This is a genomic window from Micromonospora trifolii (assembly GCF_022229005.1).
GTDB classification, from domain to species: domain Bacteria; phylum Actinomycetota; class Actinomycetes; order Mycobacteriales; family Micromonosporaceae; genus Micromonospora; species Micromonospora trifolii.
Map to the genome: position 1 here is coordinate 179,665 of NZ_JAKKFD010000066.1, position 18,409 is coordinate 198,073.

The 18,409-nt window shown below is 70.3% G+C and carries 13 protein-coding genes; 9 read left to right on the forward strand and 4 right to left on the reverse strand.

The genetic code is table 11. The annotated features are described in order from the left end of the window. Nucleotides 1–50: 50 nt before the first annotated feature. The 6 genes from NIE79_RS31550 to NIE79_RS31575 all read left to right on the forward strand — a co-directional run bounded on the left by NIE79_RS31550 (nt 51) and on the right by NIE79_RS31575 (nt 10,157). Entirely contained in the window at nt 51–1,220 is a 1,170-nt protein-coding gene (locus tag NIE79_RS31550; RefSeq protein ID WP_274524970.1) for an ATP-grasp domain-containing protein, read from the forward strand. Next, nucleotides 1,217–2,845, forward strand: a complete 1,629-nt coding sequence (locus tag NIE79_RS31555; protein WP_238682042.1) for an IucA/IucC family protein — start codon at nt 1,217–1,219, stop codon at nt 2,843–2,845. Before NIE79_RS31550 ends, NIE79_RS31555 begins: the two co-directional genes overlap by 4 nt. Beyond that, nucleotides 2,842–4,440, forward strand: a complete 1,599-nt coding sequence (locus NIE79_RS31560) for an IucA/IucC family protein (RefSeq protein ID WP_238682043.1) — start codon at nt 2,842–2,844, stop codon at nt 4,438–4,440. Before NIE79_RS31555 ends, NIE79_RS31560 begins: the two co-directional genes overlap by 4 nt. Next, nucleotides 4,437–5,582 (forward strand): alanine racemase, encoded by a 1,146-nt coding sequence (locus NIE79_RS31565; protein WP_238682044.1) that lies wholly within the window; start codon nt 4,437–4,439, stop codon nt 5,580–5,582. Before NIE79_RS31560 ends, NIE79_RS31565 begins: the two co-directional genes overlap by 4 nt. Nucleotides 5,583–5,738: 156 nt before the next feature. Continuing rightward, entirely contained in the window at nt 5,739–8,573 is a 2,835-nt protein-coding gene (locus tag NIE79_RS31570) for a hypothetical protein (protein WP_238682045.1), read from the forward strand. Nucleotides 8,574–8,873: 300 nt separating this feature from the next. Further along, nucleotides 8,874–10,157, forward strand: a complete 1,284-nt coding sequence (locus tag NIE79_RS31575; RefSeq protein ID WP_238682046.1) for a CE1 family esterase — start codon at nt 8,874–8,876, stop codon at nt 10,155–10,157. Between the two features lie 97 nt (nt 10,158–10,254). On the opposite strand, the gene NIE79_RS31580 is transcribed toward NIE79_RS31575, so the two are convergent. Together NIE79_RS31580 and NIE79_RS31585 are read right to left on the reverse strand one after the other, a co-directional pair. Then, complete coding sequence (locus NIE79_RS31580; protein WP_308193253.1) at nt 10,255–10,689, reverse strand: SRPBCC family protein; 435 nt, start codon at nt 10,687–10,689, stop codon at nt 10,255–10,257. 19 nt (nt 10,690–10,708) lie between these two features. After that, on the reverse strand, nt 10,709–12,172 hold the full coding sequence (locus NIE79_RS31585) for a multicopper oxidase family protein (protein WP_238682048.1): 1,464 nt from the start codon (nt 12,170–12,172) through the stop codon (nt 10,709–10,711). Nucleotides 12,173–12,505: 333 nt separating this feature from the next. Between NIE79_RS31585 and NIE79_RS31590 the strand changes: the two genes are divergently transcribed. The 3 genes from NIE79_RS31590 to NIE79_RS31600 all read left to right on the forward strand — a co-directional run bounded on the left by NIE79_RS31590 (nt 12,506) and on the right by NIE79_RS31600 (nt 14,888). Then, nucleotides 12,506–13,585: a sensor histidine kinase gene (locus NIE79_RS31590; protein WP_238682049.1), complete on the forward strand. Its 1,080-nt coding sequence runs from the start codon at nt 12,506–12,508 to the stop codon at nt 13,583–13,585. A gap of 8 nt (nt 13,586–13,593) precedes the next feature. Continuing rightward, nucleotides 13,594–14,256, forward strand: coding sequence for a response regulator (locus NIE79_RS31595; protein WP_196924759.1), 663 nt, complete (start codon nt 13,594–13,596; stop codon nt 14,254–14,256). A 65-nt stretch (nt 14,257–14,321) separates the two neighbouring features. Then, entirely contained in the window at nt 14,322–14,888 is a 567-nt protein-coding gene (locus tag NIE79_RS31600; RefSeq protein ID WP_308193254.1) for a PadR family transcriptional regulator, read from the forward strand. Nucleotides 14,889–14,940: 52 nt separating this feature from the next. On the opposite strand, the gene NIE79_RS31605 is transcribed toward NIE79_RS31600, so the two are convergent. After that, nucleotides 14,941–16,638, reverse strand: a complete 1,698-nt coding sequence (locus tag NIE79_RS31605; RefSeq protein ID WP_238682051.1) for an MFS transporter — start codon at nt 16,636–16,638, stop codon at nt 14,941–14,943. A 161-nt stretch (nt 16,639–16,799) separates the two neighbouring features. Continuing rightward, nucleotides 16,800–18,338: an aminotransferase class III-fold pyridoxal phosphate-dependent enzyme gene (locus tag NIE79_RS31610; protein WP_238682052.1), complete on the reverse strand. Its 1,539-nt coding sequence runs from the start codon at nt 18,336–18,338 to the stop codon at nt 16,800–16,802. Nucleotides 18,339–18,409: the final 71 nt, after the last annotated feature.

Sequence of the window (18,409 nt, forward strand, 5' to 3'; positions counted from 1 at the left end):
TAAGGGTAGGCTACCCTAATAGTGACATCGTGGTAGTCGACGGAGGCGGTATGCGGCTCTACCTGACCGCGCTCAACCCCACCGACGCCGTCCTGGACGGGTTCCTCCCGGCGGCGGCGGCGCTCGGGCTGTCCGCGACGGTGCTGACCGACCGGCCCGCCGATTGGCCGGCGGACGTGCGGGTGGCGCGCTGCGCGGTCCGTGACCCGGCCGCTGTGGTCGCGGCGGCGGCACCCACCCGACCGGTGGCGCTACTGTCCAACAGCGACCATCTCCAGGAGGCCACCGCGATCGCCGCCCGAAAGCTCGGCCTGCCCGGCAAGGACCCGGACGCCGCCCGTCTCTGCAAGGACAAGGCCGCGGCCCGCCGGGCGATCGCCGCTGCGGGCCTCGATCTGGTACGCACCGTCACCGTCGACCCCGGTGCCGCGCCGGAGGTGCCGACCCGGATGTTCCCGGCGGTGGTCAAACCCCGCGAGGGGGTGGCCAGCGAGGACGCGTACCTGGTGGCCGACCACGCCGAGCTGCTCGCCCGGGTCGCCGAGATCCGTGGCCGACGGCCGGACGTGGCACTGGTGGTCGAGGAGTACCTCGCCGGCGAACTGCGGACCTTCGAAACCCTCGGCGACGGCACCGAGCTGGCCTCCCTCGGCGGGTGGCGCACCGGCCTCGGCCCACCACCGACCTTCACCGAGGAGAGCCTGGCCTGGTCGCCCCCTTCGGAGTCGGCGCGCACCCAGCTGCGGGCACGGCTCGACGCGCTCCGGGTCGGCTTCGGCGCCTGCCACACCGAGTACGTCGTCTCCGACGGCCGGGTCCGGCTGATCGAGGTGAACTACCGCCTCATCGGCGACCGGATGGACCTGATCCTCGCCGAACTGCTCGGTGTGCCGTTGTTCGAGTACGTTCTCCGGCTGCACCTCGGCGAGCCGTTGACCGCCCTCGGCCTGCCCGACACTGTCGATCGCTACGCCCGGGTCGAGTACGTCTGCGCGGACCGGTCCGGCCGTCTCGTCGCCGCACCGGGTCCCCTCGACACCGTTCACGGCGACGTCCGGCTGGGCTGCCGTCCACTTCGCGAGGTGGGCCGCACCGCCGAGCACACCGGCACGAACCGCGACTACCTCGCCGTGCTGCACGGGATCGGCCCCGACGAGGGCACCGTCCGGCAGTCGCTGGCCGCCCTCCGCGGCGGCCTCCAGTGGACCATCGTCGAGTGAGCGACGACTGCGAGCGGGAGGTCTTCGCCCGGGTGCTCGACGCCCTGCTGCGCGAGGACCACCTCGGGCTACGCAGCACCGGCCGGCCGGACGGGTCCGACTGGTGGCAGGTGCCACACCCCGCCGGTCTGCTGCGCATTCCGGTCCGCGCCGACGGGTTCCAGCAGGCCCTGCGCAGTGCCGCGCCGATGGTGCTGTTGGTGACCCGCGTCGGCGAACCGCAGCGTACGGAGACGCTGGACGGGCTGTTGACGCTGCTCGCCCCGCACGGCAACGCCGAGGCCGAGGCCGGCTGGCGGGACTTCGGCGTCGAGTGCCACGCCGACCTGCGGGCCCGACGGCTCGCCGCCCGCAACCGGGCACTGGTGCTCACCGAGGTTGCCGCCGAACGCGTGCACACCCCGACCGGGCTGCCGGCGGCGCTCCTGGACGACGTGCTCGCCGCCCACCACGGCCACCCCGTCTACCCCACCGACCGGTGCCGGCACGGTCTTCGCGACGACGAACTGCTCCGGTACGCCCCGGAGCACGCCCCACGTTTCGTGCTGCGCTGGTACGCCGCCCCGGCCGAGGACGTCCGGCTCGCGGGTGAGCTGCCGTCGTGGTGGCCCCGCGCGCCACGACCGGATCAGCTGCTGCTGCCGGCGCATCCGATCACGGTGGCCCGCGACGCGCTTCCGGTGGCCGACCTGCCGGTGACCCCGGTGCGACCCACCCTTTCCATGCGGACGGTGGCGCTCGACCACGACCCGTACCTGCATCTCAAACTGCCGCTGCCGACCGCCAGTCTCGGCGCGCGCAACCGGCGCACGCTGCAACCGGGCTCGCTCACCGACGGCGCGGCTGTCGCCGCACTGCTCGACCGGATCGCCACCGCCGAACCCCGCTTCGCCGGTCGGATCCGGCACGCCGACGAGAGCACCTGGGCGCACGTGGACGGCGACGAGCGGCGCGGTTTCCTGCTGCGCCGATTTCCGCGCGACCTGGCCGGCGTCCAGGTGGTGCCGGTAGCGGCCCTCGCCGCCGCCGACCCGGTGGCGGGCACCGTCCTCGAACGGGTCAGCCCGCAGCGGCCCGTCGCGCTGCTGGAGTCCTACCTGGACCTGCTGCTCGACTGGCACGTCTTCCTCTGGCTACGCCACGGGATCGCCCTGGAGGCGCACCCGCAGAACATCCATCTTCTGGTGCACCCGGACGGCACTGTCGGCCTGCTCTACAAGGACAACGACGGCGCCCGGCTCGACAGGCGGCACGACCACCCGAGCGGGCTCGCCCTGCACGACGACCGGATGTGGGCGCGCGACGCGCACGAGTTGGCCGACGTGTTCATCACCATCACCCTGCACCTGGCCGCGGCGGCGCCACTGGTCGCCCTGGCCGCCCGAGGGCTGCGCGTGCCGTCACCCGCCGAGGCGCTGGTGCCCCGGCTCGCCGCCGCCCGCGACCGGTGGGGCGACGGACCGGCGGCGCGGACGTTCACCGAGCGGGTCCTGCACGCCACCCAGTTGCCCATCAAGGCGATGCTCACCGCCGGCACCCTGCTGCCCAAACAGCGGCTGGGCTGCGCCGACATCAACAAGTACTACCTGCGTACCGGCCCGAACTACCTCCGGGAGACACGATGACGAGCGCGCAGTTGCGCTCCCGGCCGGCCACCGACACCGGTCAGCGCGCCGACCTGGCCGCCGCCCACGCTGTCTTCGGCTGCCTGCTGCGCGAACTGGCCCCGCCGGACGGCACCTCCACAGTTGTCGACGGCGCCGTCCGGCTGCTGCTGCGGCACCTCGACGTCACAGTGCGTTGCGAGGTCGCGCGAGCCTCGCCGCTCGGCGCGCACCGCTACGCCGGCCCGGTCCAACGCAGCTCCGGCGGTGGACGGTGGGAAGACCTGGACGCGGACGGGTTGGCAGCCCTGGTCGCGGCGGAACTGACCACTCGTACCGGCCTGGTCAACGACGAGTTCGCCGAGCAGGTGCGGGCCAGCCGGGACACGGTGGCCCGGCTGCTGGCCGACCGACCGGCCGAGGACCCGACCCCCACCGGTGAACCCGCCATCGACGCGTACGTCGACTCCGAGCAGTCGCTGGTCTTCGGCCACCCGCACCACCCCACCCCGAAGTGGCGCAGCGGTGACCCGGACAGCTGGCGGGCATACGCGCCGGAGCTGCGCACCGCGTTCCGGCTGCACTGGCTCGCCGTACCGGACGACCTGATCGCCGAGGCGGGGCCGTTCGATCCGCTGGTGGCCGCCCTCGACCCGCCACGGCCCCCGCGCGGGCACCGCGTCCTGCCGGTGCACCCCTGGCAGCTGTCGCTGATCCCGCCCACCCACCCACGGCTGCGTGACCTGGGGGCGGCCGGTGTGCCGGTACGACCCACGGCGAGCGTCCGTACCCTCTACGCCCCCGAGGCCGACCTGTTCGTGAAGACCAGCCTGCACGTGCGGATCACCAACTGCCTGCGCAAGAACGCCCGCTACGAGCTCACCGGGGCGGTGGCGCTGACCGACCTGCTGGCCCGGGTGCCGCTGCCGGCCGGGGTGGGGCTGCTCCCCGAGCCCGCCTACCGCACTGTCGACGTTCCCGGCCCGGACGAGGCGTACGGGACGATCCTGCGCGGCGGTCTGCGTCCCCACCTGCGTGCCGGCGACATCCCGGTGCTGGCGGCGGCGCTGGCCGCGACGCCGCTGGTGACAGCGGATCCGGTGGCCTGGTGGCGCGCGTACGTCGGCCTGCTGGTGCCGGCGGTGCTGCGCAGCTGGCTCAGCCACGGCGTCGTGCACGAGGCGCACCTGCAGAACGTGGTCGTCGTGCTCGACCGGGATCGCCGCCCGGTACGCATGCTGCTGCGCGACCTGGAGGGGGTGAAGCTGGACGCCGATCGCTGGGCCGCCTGGCCGGACGGCGTTCCGGCGCAGGTCCGCTACGGGCCCCGGGCCGCCCATCGCCGGATCGTCTACTGCCTGTTCGTCAACCATCTCGGTGGGATCAGCGGGGCCCTCGCCGACGGGCGGCCGGGAATCGAACGGCGGCTGTGGCAGGAGCTGCGCGCCGTCGTCGAGGCGGTGGCCGCCGACTTCGGTGAGCCGGCGGAGCTGCTCGGGCTGCTGGCCGGGGAGCCGCTGCTGGCCAAGGCGAACCTGCTGGTCCGGTGGCGGCGTGACGCCGACCGGGCCGCACCGTTCGTGCCGGTGCCGAACCCGATGGGTGGGCCACGATGACCCGACCGGTATACGTCCACGACCTCGACGCGCTGGCCGGGCAGGCCCGGGCCGTCCGGGCGGCGCTGCCCCGGCCGGTCGAGCTGCTCTACGCGATGAAGGCCAACCCGGATCCCGGTGTGCTGCGAACCCTCGCCCCGATCGTCGACGGGTTCGAGGCCGCCAGCCGGGGCGAGCTGCGCAGGCTGGCCGAGGTGCTGCCGGGACGCGCGCCCGCCGCGTACGCCGGGCCGGGCAAGACCGACGCGGACCTCGCCGCCGCCCTCGCCGCCGGGGTGCACCGCATCCACGTCGAGTCGCCCAGCGAGCTTGCGCGACTCGGCGCGCTGGCCACCGCGGCCGGCCGCTCGGCCCAGGTGCTGCTGCGGGTGAACCTGCCTGTCGACGCACCGGGCGCGAGCCTGGTCATGGGCGGCGGGCCCAGCCCGTTCGGCATGGATCCGGCCGACGCGGTCGCGTGCGCGCGACGCCCGCCAGCCGGCATCGACGTACGGGGAATCCACGCCCACCTGGCCAGCGGGCTGGACGCACCGCTCGCCGCGACGGTCGCCGCCGCCGTGGTCGGCTGGGCGGCGGCCGAGGTCGGCGCGGCCGAGGTCGACGTCGGCGGGGGCATGACAGTGGACTACACCGACCCGGACGCGCGCTTCGACTGGGAGGGCTACGGCCGGGCCCTGGCGGAGGTCCTCGACAGGCATCCGGGCGTGCGGCTGCGCATCGAGCCGGGCCGGTCGGTCACGGCCCACTGCGGGGCGTACCTCACCGAGGTCATCGACGTGAAGCGCTCCTACGGCGAGTGGTTCGTGGTGGTGGCCGGCGGGACGCACCACCTGCGGACACCGGCGGCGAAGGGGCACGCGCAGCCGTTCACGGTGCACAGGCGACGTGGTGCCGGCGGCCCCCGCACCGACGGCGGCCCGGTCACAGTGGTCGGGCAACTCTGCACCCCGAAGGACGTGCTGTCCCGGTCGGCCACAGCCGGGCCGATCGGCGTGGGCGACGTGCTGGCCTTCGCCATGGCCGGGGCGTACGCCTGGAACATCAGCCACCGCGATTTCCTGCTGCACGAGCCCCCACTTTTCCAAAACGGCAATCCGAGTGGGATTGCTGCCGAATGGGCGGATCGGGACCTGCGTGCCTGAGTCGCGTGGCAGAAGCGCACGAATTGCCGATTAACTCCACATTGGATAGCCGGGCGAATAATTGATGTCGCTCGTCGTTACGATAACGCGAAACGGAGTCGATCAAGGCGCCGTCAAGTGGAGGTAACCGTCCAAATGAAGCGCATCGGATCAGCGATGCTGGCATCCGTGGTGGGTGTTGCCGCCGTCGTTCTGGCCACCAGCCAGCCGGCCCTCGCCGCCACCTCGGTCAATCTACCTCTGTCGAGCTGGGCCTATCTCGATTCGCAGAGCCCCAAGACGAAGTTCGTCAACCCCGCGGTCGCGCCGCCCGTCGGCACCCTGCTCGACGACGCGAACAAGGCGCACACCTACCGCTCCTACTTCACCTACGACCTGACCCAGCTCACGGGCACTGTCGTGCACAACTCGTACCTGTACACGTACGAGGACACCGTCACCGACTGCTCCACCGCCACGACGATCGAGTTGTGGCGGACGGCCCCGGTCAAGACCAGCACCACCTGGAACAACCCGCCCGCCGAGCTCGACAAGCTGATCTCCGTCAACCGCGGGCAAGGTGCGTGGTACTGCCCCGGCTACCTGGGCATCGACATGGTGTCGACGCTCAACGCGGCGCTCGCCCGGCACGAGAAGTCGATCACCATCGAATACCGCATCACGGCGGCCCAGGAGGCGGACCCGCGGGCCGGCCGGACCTTCCAGCAGCCGACGCTGAGCTCCACGTCGAATCACCCGCCGACGGTGACCGAACTGCGCCTCGAGAGCCCGACCCGGCCGTGCGGCACCGTCGACAAGCCGTCGCCAGCGGCGGCGTCGACCCTGTTCAAGGCCACGGTGAACGACCCCGACGAGGGCGATTCACCGTCGATCCTCTACGCGATCTGGCCCGTTGACCAGCCGGACCAGCGCCGCGAGTTCTCCAGCTACAACTACGGCACCGACCTCAGCCAGTACGCCGACGGCGCGCTTCTTGCCTGGCAGGCACAGGCCCGTGACTACTACGACGCCGGCCCGTGGAGCAAGGTCTGCTACCTGGTCATGGACAAGACGGCACCGGCGAACCCGCCGGCCGTGGCGTCGAAGCTCTACCCCGAGGGCACCACGCCCGGCGGGGGCACCGGCCTCAAGGGGAAGTTCCGCCTCGACGCGGGCGGCGACCTCGACGTGGTGGGGTTCGTGTGGCGTGACTCGAGCGGTTACAGCGGGCAGGTCAAGGCGCGGCAGCCGGGCGGCACGGCGGTCCTCGAATACACCCCGAAGCGGGACCGGTTCGAGGAGTTGACCATCAGCTCGGTCGACGCGGTGGGTAACCGGGGGCCGGAGAAGCGCTACCGCTTCAACATCGCCGACACCGCACCGAGCGCGCAGATCGAAATGGGCGGGGTCGGGCTTCCCAGCACGCTCACCCTCACCGCGCGCAAGCCCGAGACGACAGCTTTCGGCTATCAGATCAAGGGTGGGGCGGAAACCCGGGTGCCGGCCGTCGACGGCGGAGCCACCGGTCAGCTGACGTTCACCGCGACCGGCGAGGTCGAGGTTGTCGTCAGCAGCTACGTGAAGAACAAGCTCATCGGTCAGGACACCCTGCGCGTCTATGTCACCGACGCTCCCGGGGTGGAGTCGGCCGAGTTCAACTTCGACACGGACCAGATCGCCGGCAAGACCGGATCGTTCACGTTGACGCCGCGCAACAGCGACGTCGTCGCCTACGAGTACGTCCTGGGCGGCGTCGCGCAGACCGTCCAGGCGGCTGCGGACAAGACCGCTGTCGTACCGTGGACGGCGACCGCAGGCTGGCACAACATGATCGTGTGGTCGGTGCGGGCGGACGGCGAGAAGTCGATGGAGACGTCCCACCAGTTCAACGTCATCGACCCGGTGCCGCACCTGTACTCGCAGACGCTTCAACATCTGGATCGGATCGACGGCGTCGGCCTGCCCGTGGAGTTCTACGTCGACAGCCGGCTGCCGGACGTGACCGGGTTCGCCTATCGGTTCGACGGTGGCCCGGAGGTCACGATCGACGGCCGCGGGAGCAGCGCGGAGTTCACTGTGACGCCGACGCACATCGGTGACAACACGCTGATCGTCCAGGCGCTGCTTGCCGATGGCACCCGGTCGCCCGAGAAGACCTTCACCTGGCAACCGTTCGAGGCGCCGGTGGTCACCACCGACCCGGCGAACGGCGGTGCGGAAGGTCAGCCGATGACGCTGACGTTCCGCTCGGTGCTGCCGGACACCAAGGAGTTCCGCTACTCGCTGGACTACAGCGAGTATCAGACCGTCGCGGCGCGACCGGATGGCACGGCGACCGTCTCGTTCACACCGCAGTCCGGAGGCGGCTGGTTCTCGGCCAGGGTGGCCGGTGTCGCTCAGGACGGAACGACGTCGCCGGAGCGCGCGATGACCGTCCCGGTCCGCGACACGCGGGTCTCGGTGTGGAGCGAGTTCTCCGACTGGCGCCCGAGTGGTGGCATCGGCGTGCCCGGCGACTTCAGCTTCAGCACCTCGTGGACTCCCGAGGTGGTGGAGTACCGCTACCGGCTCAACGACGGCCCGGAACTGACAGTGCCCATGGGAGACAGCTGGAACACCCTGGTCACTGTCGTGCCGGACCGGAACGGGCTCAACATGCTCACAGTGCAGGGCCGTACCGAGGGCGGCCGGCTCTCGCCGATCACCGAATACCCGTTCCAGGTCGGCACCGCGCCGTACGTCTTCTCCGCCGAGTATCCGCAGAGCACCCCCGGCGGCGGAGTGGGCCTTGAGGGCCGGTTCGAGTTCAGCGGCGGGACTGCCGGAATCACGTCGTTCGAGTACACCATCGGCGGCGTCCCCGGAACTGTCGAGGCCAACGCCGAGGGCCGCGCGTCGATCACCTGGACGCCGACCGAGGCGACCGGCACCTACCTGGTCGTCAAGGGCCGTAAGGCCGACGGCAGCACCACCGACGAGGTCTGGTACTTCGTCGTGGTGAAGTCGGACTGATCGGGCCCCGCATTTCAGCAGCTGTCGAGTGACGCCCCGCAGGCCGATGAGCGCCTGCGGGGCGTTGCTGACTCGGCGCCTGATCGCCCCGCCGGACGACCGATCTGGATCAACATGTTATCGATAACATGCTATCTTTCATCCGGGAGTGAAGGGCACGCTCCCGGTCACCCGAGCCAGTCGGCGAAGACGCGCCGAGGGGCCCCGCCCCTTCCGCCGCTTCCCGGTCGGTGACCAGTCCGGGCCCCCGTCAATGCCAGGCGACCTTTGTTGGTCGTCGAACGGCAAGGAGCCCAAGCAATGCCCAGACGTAGGTTCTTCCTTCCATCCATCGCGGCCGCGGCGCTCCTCCTCGCGGCCACCACCGGCGGCGTGTTGAGCGGCGGCCTCGGTGCGACGGCGGTGGCCGCCACCAACGGCACCCTCGCGGCGACCGCCGGCTGCGGCAAGGCCCCCACCCTCGCCAGCGGGACGCGGACGATTCAGAGCAGCGGACAGAGTCGTACGTACAACCTGCGGATCCCGGACGGGTACGACCGGAACCACCCCTACCGACTGATCTTCGGCTTCCACTGGTTGAACGGCTCGGCCAACAACGTCACCTCGGCCGGTTACTACGGGCTTCAGCCGCTGTCGAACAACAGCACCATCTTCGTCGCTCCGCAGGGCCTCAACGCCGGTTGGGCCAACACCAACGGTCGGGATCTGACTCTCTTCGACGACATCTCACGGCAGATCGAGAACGACCTCTGCGTGGACACCACCCAGCGCTTCGCACTGGGCTGGAGCTACGGCGGGGCGATGAGCTACGCGGTGGCCTGCGCCCGGCCCACGATCATCCGCGCGGTCACCGTCATATCCGGCGCCAACCTCAGCGGCTGCAACGGGGGCACCCAGCCCGTCGCCTACTTCGGCATCCACGGCATCTACGACAGCGTGCTGAACATCTCCCAGGGTCGGCAACTGCGCGACACGTTCGTGCGGAACAACGGCTGTACCGCGCAGAGCCCGCGCGAGCCGAGCCGGGGCAGCCTCACCCACATCACCACCGCCTATGCGGGCTGCCGCGCCGGCTACCCGGTGCAGTGGGCGGCGTTCGACGGGGACCACACCCCCAGCCCGGTGGACGGGTCGGGCAGCCCGAACGACTCGCGGACCTGGACCTCGGGTGAGATCTGGAGGTTCTTCAGCCAGTTCGAGTCGACCACGCCTCCGACGACCACGCCGCCGACCGACCCGCCCACGGATCCGCCGACCACCCCGCCGCCGACCGGAGAGCCCGGCACCTGCGCCGCCACCTATCGAACGCTCAACACCTGGCCCGGCGGTTTCCAGGCCGAGGTGACAGTGGCCAACAACTCCACAGCGCCGCTGAACGGCTGGACGGTGGGCCTGACCCTGGCCAGTGGTCAGGCCATCAGCAGCCTCTGGAGCGGCACCAACACTGGCACCACCGGCAGCGTCACCGTCCGGAACGCCGCCTACAACGGCACTGTTGGCCCGAACGCGTCGACGACGTTCGGGTTCACCGCCACCGGCAACGGTGCGACAGCACCCGGCAACGTCACCTGCACCAGCCCTTGACAGGGGCAGGGTGAGGGCCCGGAGCCAACTGGCTCCGGGCCCGTCGGTGACGTCCGCTGGCGGCGGTTGCCGCCGGCGCCACCGGCTCACGCTGTGCTCAGGCTTCGCTCTCCAGCAGGTTGCGAAGGGCGTCGAGGGCGGCGATCTCCTCCTCGAACGTCTTGCCGACGACCGGGCCGAGGAAGCGCGACAGCCCGCTCGGCTGCCACGCCAGCTTCAGCGTGAGCTGAGTCCCGCCCTCACCGGCCGGCGTGAGTGTGTACTCGCCCTGGGTGCGTACCACGCTGCCGGTGGCCTGGAACGCCAGACGTCGGCCCGGCTCGAACCCGGTCACCTCGTAGTCGGCCGGGATGCGGCTCCCACCGGGGCCCTTGAGTCCCTGTTTGTAGCGAGCGCCGACCCCCTCGCCGGAGACGCGCGCGACGTCGAGCACGTTGGGGCGCCAGCGCGCGTCGTTCTCGCCACGGGCGAGAAAGGCGAACACGACGTCAGGAGTCCGTCCGATCTGCACAGTCTTCTCTGCCGAGGGCACAAGAAACCTTTCTCAGGGGTCAGGGAACGATCTTCATCTGTGCCATCATCCCACTCGCGGAATGGTCGATCATGTGGCAATGGTAGACATACCGGCCAAGGTACGGCCCGAATGTCGCCTGGAGTCGGACCGTCTCGCCCGGCCCCACCGAGATGGTGTCCTTCACCCCGGCCTCGCCCGGCGCCGGCGGCTGGCCGTTGCGGGCCAGCACCCGGAACTGGACCAGGTGGGGGTGGAAGTTGTGCGGGATGCCGAAGAGCGTGTCGCCGTTGGTCACCGTCCACACCTCGGTCGTGTTGCGCTTGATCTCGGTGTCCACCCGTTCGGCGTCGAACTGCTGCCCGTTGATGAGGAACTGCCCGGTCGACGGGTTGAAGTTGAGCGTGAACGCCCGCTCCTTCGTGGCCGTCGGGAGCGCGGGGATGGTGCTCAGCCGGTCGGGCACCCGGCTGGTGTCGGCGGCGGCTCGGTTGACGTCGAAGCGCAGCACCGGCCCCGCCACGGCGTCGTCGAGGAAGACCTGGCTGCCGACCGGGAACGCGCTGAAGTCGACGACGATCTCGATCCGCTCGCCGGGCGTCAGGCTCCACGAGCGGATCGGTGTCGGCCCGGCGAGCAGCCCGCCGTCACTCGCGATCTGGGTGACCTCGGCGTCGTTGCCGAGCCGCAGGGTGAACGTCCGGAGGTTGGACGCGTTGACGAAGCGCAGCCGGTACTTGCGGGCGGCCACCTGGAAGTAGGGCTGCGGCTTGCCGTTGACGAGGATCGTGTTGCGGAACTGGAAGTCGTCGTGCTCGAAGATCAGGCTCGCGTCGTCGGCGAACCGCGCGTCGCGCAACATGATCGGGATGTCGTAGTTGCCGGCCGGCAACCGGAGTTCGGCCTGGGCTGGGTCGTCGATCAGGAAGAAGCCGGCGAGCCCGCGGAAGACGTGCTCGGCCTCCATGTGATGGGCATGGTCGTGATACCAGAGCGTGGCCGCCCGCTGCTTGTTGGGATAGCTGTAGATGCGGCTCTTGCCCGGGTCGAGCACGTCGGTCGGGAACCCGTCGCTGCTCGACGGTGTGTGGCCCCCGTGCACGTGTACCGCGGTCGGCATGTCGAGGTGGTTGCTGTGCGCGATGACCGCGAGCCGGCCCGTCTTGACCCGGAACGTCGGGCCGGGAAAGTGCCCGTCATAGGTCAACACTTCGGTACGCGTTCCGGGCAGGATCTCCGCCTGAGCCTTACGGGTGGAAACGACGTAGAAGTCGGTGTTGGCTACCGAGGCGATCGGCTGCTGCACGGGCGGTATCGGCATCCGGACAGCGAACGGGGCGGTGACGGCCGCGACGTGTGCCGTCTTCCCGTGGCCGGTGTGGGTGCCGTGGGCCGGTGTCGCGGACGGGGTGGAACCGCGGGCCGCTGCCGCCGCGGTGGCCGTGACCAGCGCGGCTGCTCCCGCGGTGGCGCCGGCCTTCATGACGTTGCGTCTGCTCACCATTGGTCGCTCCACTCTTGGTGGTCGAGGTCTCGGGTGAACTGTCAGGGAGGCCCCTCGACGCGCCGTCGAAAACTGGTCGCGGCCAAATATGGATTTCACCTTAAGTTTTGGTGTGACTACCAAAAGCTAAGCTTCGATGCTTCCAACGGCGCGCGGTGAGACCGTAGACTCGTGCGAGTAGTCGGCCGTGACAACTCGTAGAAGGCCGATCCGATCTGAGTGCTTTGTCGCCCACGACGGGGGGAGTCGGCGACACGGCGGGCAGCCGGCGCTGGGGAGAGCCGTTCGTGCCCGCACCTGGGGAGCAATAGGGCACACACCGGGGGATCCGCAATGGCTGTTGGGAAAAACGATGCGCTGCGGAGGACCGCTGCCGAGGTTCTCGAACGCAGGCGTCAACCGATTCTTGCCGCCTACCGTCAGCGTCTTGCCGCTGCGAGTGACGACTTCGCCGGGGTCGCTGGCCTGATCGACAGCTACCAGGCGCAGGCCGACGCCCTGCTCCTGGAGACGATGGCCGAGATTCGTCGCGAGACGAGCAATCCACTGTCGACGTCGCCGCCGGCAGTGTCCACCGAGGGCGTCGAGCTTCACCCACGCGAGTGCTTCCGGGCGGTCGTCGTGCTGGCCGACATCGTGTTGGCCGACGCGCTGGAGCAGCTGGCCGGCCAGTCCGACCAGGGCACGATCCTGGCGCTGATCGCCGACGCGCTCACCCGTACGACACTGACCCGGCTGGTCGACGCGAGTTCGCGCTATGCCGCCGGCCTGATGAACGAGGTCCACCAGGCGCAGATCGCCGAGCGCTCGCTGATCGCGCGTGAGCTGCACGACCGGCTGGGCCACAGCCTCAGCGCGGCGTACCGCAACCTGGAGGCCCACGAGCTCGCGCAGGAACGACGCCACGACGACGTGGACCGCCGGGTGGTCATCGCCCGGGAGTCGCTCCACGACGCGGTCGGCTATCTGCGTGTGCTCATCGCCGACCTTCGGCTCTCACAGCCGCTCGGGTCACTCGACGAGGCCCTGGCCAACTTCCTGTCGACTGTGGAGACGGGCGAGACACGTCTGCACACCGAGATCAACGGCGACGAGTCGTGGGTGCCGCCCGAGGTGCTCGACGAGGTGTTCCTGGTCGTCCGTGAAGCGCTGCGCAACGCGGTCGCCCACGCCGGCGCTCGGGTGATCCACGCGGTCATCGACATCACCCCGCACGAGCTGCGGGCGACCGTCGCCGACGACGGGGTGGGCTTCGACCTCGCGACGGTACGCGACGGCTCCGGCCTGCGCGCGATGGCTGAGCGCGCGGCGGTCGTCGGCGGTCGCCTCGCGGTGCGTGCGGCGGGCGACCAGGGCGCTTCGGTCGAGCTCGTCGTGCCGCTGCTGGCCGTCGGGGCGGGGGCCGGCCGGTGACCGTCACCATGATCGAGCCAACCCGCATCGTGCTGGTCGACGACCACGTCGTGGTGCGCGACGGCCTCCGGGAGATCCTCGACGCCCAGCGCGACCTCGTGGTCGTCGGCGAGGCCGGCGACAGCGGCGCCGCGATCAACGAGATTCGAATCCGTCAACCCGACATCGTGCTGCTCGACGTGCAGATCCCCGGCGACGGGGTGACCACCACGGTCCGCCGGATCCGTGACGTCGCGCCGGCGAGCCGGGTCATCATCCTCAGCATGTTCGACGGCCCGACGCTGTTGCGCGAGTTGTTGACCCTTGGCATCTGCGGCTACCTGCTGAAGAACTCGACGCGCCAGGAGTTGGTGGCGGCGATCCGCGGCGCTCGCGCCGATGACGCGCCGGTGATGCTGGCGGTGTCGCGGGAGAGCCTGACCCAGGTGCAGGGGCCTGTGCACAGCACACTGTCGGACCGTGAGCGCGAGGTCCTGCAGTTGGTCGGGCAGGCAATGAGCAACGCTCAGATCGCCGGCCGGCTCTGCCTGTCGGAGGCGACGGTCAAGCGCCACCTGCGCAACATCTTCGCCAAACTCGGTGCGGTGTCCCGGATCGACGCTGTCAACAGGGCCATAGCGGCCTCGCTGATCGTCCTGCCGAGGCTCTGCGATCCGACGTTTCACGGATAGCGGGGCGCTCAAGGATTGCTCTGGGTAACTTGCCCGCAAACGGGCACTCGTGTTGGACTAATGCCGTGAATAGCACTCGCCTGTTCGTACTCGGAGCGCTCGCGCGCGGGGGCCCCATGCACGGGCACCAGATCCGCCGGGCGGCGCAGGTCGACCGTACCGAGCTGTGGAGCGACGTCAAGCCGGGGTCGCTCTACGGTGCGCTGCACCGGATGCAGGTCGAGGGCGTCATCGAGGCGGTCCGGACCGAGCAGGAGGGCAACCGGCCCGCCCGCACGATCTACGCGCTCACCTCGGCCGGCGCGGCGGAGCTGATCGACCACCGTGACGAGGCACTGCGTGACACCAAGCTCCGTCACGACCCCGTCGACCTGGCCCTGCAGAACGTGATCGACCTCGGAGAGGACGAGCTGCGCGCGATCATCGTGGCGCGCAGGAAGGCCCTCGCCGCGCAGCTCGACTCGTGGCTCGCGCTCCGAGAGCTGGCGGCGCCGCACATCCGCGGTCTGGAGTGGACGACCTTCCGTCATACCGAGCTCCGCCTCCGTACCGAGCTCGCCTGGCACGACGAGCTGCTCGACCAGTTGCCCAAGCTGATGGCCAACCAACCGACATCGATGACCAGCTCGTGACGGTGCCAGCCCCGGCCCCGGTGGCATCTCCGGGGCCAGGGCTGGCGGTTCGTCACTTCGCGGGCTCGGGCTGGGTCGTCACGTTCCAGTCGGGCTTGCTCGCCTCGGCCCAGGGCTCTTCGGGCCGGCGGGGCAGCAGGTAGACGAGAAGGAACGTGAGGATCACCCCGATCAGGACCGCGCCGACGGTCCACTGGACCGCGCGGTTGAAGTTGGTCTCCAGCGCCCTCGTGGCCGCGCTGTCGAAGGCCTCACCAACCGGACCCGGCGCCGAGTCCGCACAGCCGGGCGGCGTGGCCGTCGGGTCCGACGCGCGCGACTGGCGGATGAAACAGTCGGCGAAGGTGGTCGTCGCCGCGCTCGCCTCGGCCGGCGGCAGACCCGCGGCCACGAGCGATGCCTGGAGCTCCGGGCTCGCCTTCTCGGCGGCCGTCCCCGAGTAGGAACCGAGTGTTCCGAAGAGGACGACGCCGGCGACCGCGACGCCGATCGCCTGGCCGAGACGCTGAGCGGTGCCGAGCACGCCGCTGGCCGCGCCCGCGTCCTGCCAGGGCACGCCGGCCAGCACGATCTCGACGCTCGGTGCGATCACCAGGCCCGAGCCGAAGCCGGCGAAGAGCAGGGCCGGCAGTAGTTCCAGGCCGGAGCCCCACCAGTGGATCGTGGCGATGATGCCCACCATGCCGACGATCACGATGCCGGCGCCGAGCATCAGGACACCGCGGCCGAGCGCCCGGGCGACGTTGTCGGAGATCGCCGCGCCGACCAGTGTGCCGAACGAGAACGGCAGCAGGATCAGGCCCGTCGTCAGGGCGGACTTCTCCAGGCCGATTTGCAGGTGCAGCGAGAGTGCGAAGAGCAGGCCGATGAAGCCCGCGAAGTAGCAGAGGCTGATGCCGACGCCGGCGGAGAATGAGCGGTGAGCGAACAGGCGCATGCTCACCAGAGGGACCTGGGCGCGTCGGGCGCGGCGCAACTCCCACACCGCGAAGACGGCCAGCGCGGGCAGCGCCGCTGCCATCGAGACGAACGTCCATGCCGGCCAGCCCAGGCGCTGGCCCTCGACCAGGGGGACGGCCAGCAGTAGGACGGCCGCCGAGACGAGCAGCATGCCGATCACGTCGAGCCCACCGCGGCGGCCTCGTGACTCGGGCACCAGGATCAGCGCGGCGACGAACGTGGCCAGGCCGATCGGCACGTTGAGCAGGAACACCGGTCGCCAGTCCCAACCGTTGAGGTCCCACGCGATCAGCAGGCCGCCGAGGAGTGGGCCGCTGGCGGTCGCGATGCCGCCGATCGCACCGTAGATCCCGTACGCCTTGCCGGTCTCCTTCGCCGGGAACGTGGTCTGGATGAGCGCCAGCACCGGCGGGTTGAGGATGCCGGCCATCATGCCCTGCACCACCTGGAACGCGATCAGCTGACCGGGTGTGGCCGCGAGCGCCGACGCCGCCGACGCGAGCGTGAACCCCGCGACGCCGATGAGGAACAGCTTGCGGTGGCCGAAGCGGTCGCCGATCCGACCGGCGGGGATGAGCAGGAGACCGTAGCCGAGCGCGTAGCCGGCGATGACCCACTCCATGGCCGTGTAGGTCGACTTGAGGTCGCGCTGGATCGGCGCGACCGCCACATTGACGATCGTCGTGGCGAGCAGAATCATGAAGGCCCCGGCCAGGATGACGGCCAGGATCAGCCATCGGCGTGGATTGGGTGGGGCGGTGCTGCGTTCGTCGGTCCAGCTCTCCGTCATCGCGTTCCTCCTGAAGTCGGACGGGGTCGACAGCGGACCCACCCTTCGACTACACGCCGTCGCGTACGAATAGTCAAGTACGGCTATTTGCGTATGACCTGTACGGCACATGAGGAGGGCCCGGGTCAGCAGCTGACCCGGGCCCGGTAACGCAGAGGTTGCTACGACCAGTCGGAGGAACCCGAACCCCACTCGGAGGAACCGGAGCCCCACGCGGACGTCGCCGGCCACGCCAGGTCAAAGGGGAAGTCGTTGGCGCGAAGCTCCAGCGTGCTCTCCAGCACGGCGTCGGTCAGTCGGTCGACGTCGGCGTCGCTGTGGGCGCCTCCGGCGAAGAACATCGGCATGCCGAGCGTGTAGATGCCGCGCTTGCGCAGCAGCAGCGTGAGGATGAACGTCGCCGGGTTGAGCGCCCGCGAGTAGTCCCGGTAGTCGGTGTAGGAGTCTTCCGGCAGGAACTGGAAGCACCCGATGTAGTCGCCGAACCCCACCATGCGCAGCGGGATCCCCTCAGCCGCCCGGAACGCGGCCAGCCGCGCCTGGACCCGGTCGACCTTGGCCCGCAGGTCGGTGTAGTAGGCGGGCCCCTTGTCCCGGAGCAGCTGGAGCGTGGCCAGCGACGCCGCCACCGACAGGTAGTTGCCGGTGTGGCTGCCCTGTAGGCCGGTCTTCTGGCCGAAGTCGGTCCACGACTGCCCGCTGGTCTGCGAGATGTCGAGGATGTCGGCCCGACCACCGATCGCCGACAGCGGCAGCCCGAGCCCGCTGATCACCTTGCCGTAGGTGACGAGGTCGGTCGGGATGTCGAACTTCTGCGCGGCGCCGCCGAGCCCCGAACGGAAGCCCGTCAGCACCTCGTCGAGGATGAACGGCACCCCGAGCCGCCGGGCTGCCACCGCCACCTCGCGGATCATCGGGATCGTCGTCTCCTCGAACGGGAACGACGAAGCGGCCGGCTCGGCCAGGATGCAGGCCAGCTCGCCCGCGTGGCGCTCGATCAACTCGACCGCGAGCGCTGTGTCGTTGGGCAGGATCAGCAGGTCGCGTGGCTCGGCCGGGGTGACGCCGGCGAACGCCGAGACCAGCGGGATGCCGTCCTTGCCGATCTCCGGGAACGGCACCGCGGGATGCCCGTGATACCACGGCGCCGTGTTGTGGACGGCCAGGTCGTGCGACCCGTGCAGGGTGCCCTCGAACTTGGCGACCATCCGCCGCCCGGTGTGCGCACGGCAGAGCCGGATCGCCGACTGGGTGGCGCCCGTACCCGAGTGCTGGAAGGCGAACTTCTCGTTGTGCGGGACGATCTCCCGCAGCAGCGTCGCCAGCTCCAGCTCCAACGCGTTGGTGTAGCCGTTGCCGGTGCCCTTGCCGAGGTGCTCCCGGACGAAGTCGACGACCGGCGCCGGGTTGTGCCCGTGCAGCGCCTGAGCGCCGTATCCCATGTGGCAGTCGAGGTAGTCGTTGCCGTCGATGTCGGTCAACGTCGACCCGCTCGCGGTGGCCGCGATGACCGGAAACGGCGGTGCCTGGAACGGCCAGAACACGTGCGCGGCGGCGTCGACCGCCCTCAGTTGCTCGACGTGCGCGGCCGAGGCACCCTGGCGCGCGCCGATCTCGCCGAACAGCTCGTAGACCCACTTCTGCTGCATGAGGTCCTGAATGACCTCGATCGCTCCGCGCTCCTGGTGGCTGGCGCCCATCGTGTCCCCTTCGCATGGCGGCCGTGACAGGCGCAGCCTGCGCCCGCCCACTCGAACCCGGCTGGAGAACC

Excerpts from the sequence above, each read along its gene's own strand:
- NIE79_RS31590 (WP_238682049.1), top strand. The coding sequence starts at position 12,506 with ATGGCTGTTGGGAAAAACGATGCGCTGCGGAGGACCGCTGCCGAGGTT.
- NIE79_RS31585 (WP_238682048.1), bottom strand. The coding sequence starts at position 12,172 with ATGGTGAGCAGACGCAACGTCATGAAGGCCGGCGCCACCGCGGGAGCA.
- NIE79_RS31565 (WP_238682044.1), top strand. The coding sequence starts at position 4,437 with ATGACCCGACCGGTATACGTCCACGACCTCGACGCGCTGGCCGGGCAG.
- NIE79_RS31605 (WP_238682051.1), bottom strand. The coding sequence starts at position 16,638 with ATGACGGAGAGCTGGACCGACGAACGCAGCACCGCCCCACCCAATCCA.
- NIE79_RS31575 (WP_238682046.1), top strand. The coding sequence starts at position 8,874 with ATGCCCAGACGTAGGTTCTTCCTTCCATCCATCGCGGCCGCGGCGCTC.
- NIE79_RS31560 (WP_238682043.1), top strand. The coding sequence starts at position 2,842 with ATGACGAGCGCGCAGTTGCGCTCCCGGCCGGCCACCGACACCGGTCAG.
- NIE79_RS31610 (WP_238682052.1), bottom strand. The coding sequence starts at position 18,338 with ATGGGCGCCAGCCACCAGGAGCGCGGAGCGATCGAGGTCATTCAGGAC.
- NIE79_RS31550 (WP_274524970.1), top strand. The coding sequence starts at position 51 with ATGCGGCTCTACCTGACCGCGCTCAACCCCACCGACGCCGTCCTGGAC.
- NIE79_RS31595 (WP_196924759.1), top strand. The coding sequence starts at position 13,594 with ATGATCGAGCCAACCCGCATCGTGCTGGTCGACGACCACGTCGTGGTG.
- NIE79_RS31570 (WP_238682045.1), top strand. The coding sequence starts at position 5,739 with ATGCTGGCATCCGTGGTGGGTGTTGCCGCCGTCGTTCTGGCCACCAGC.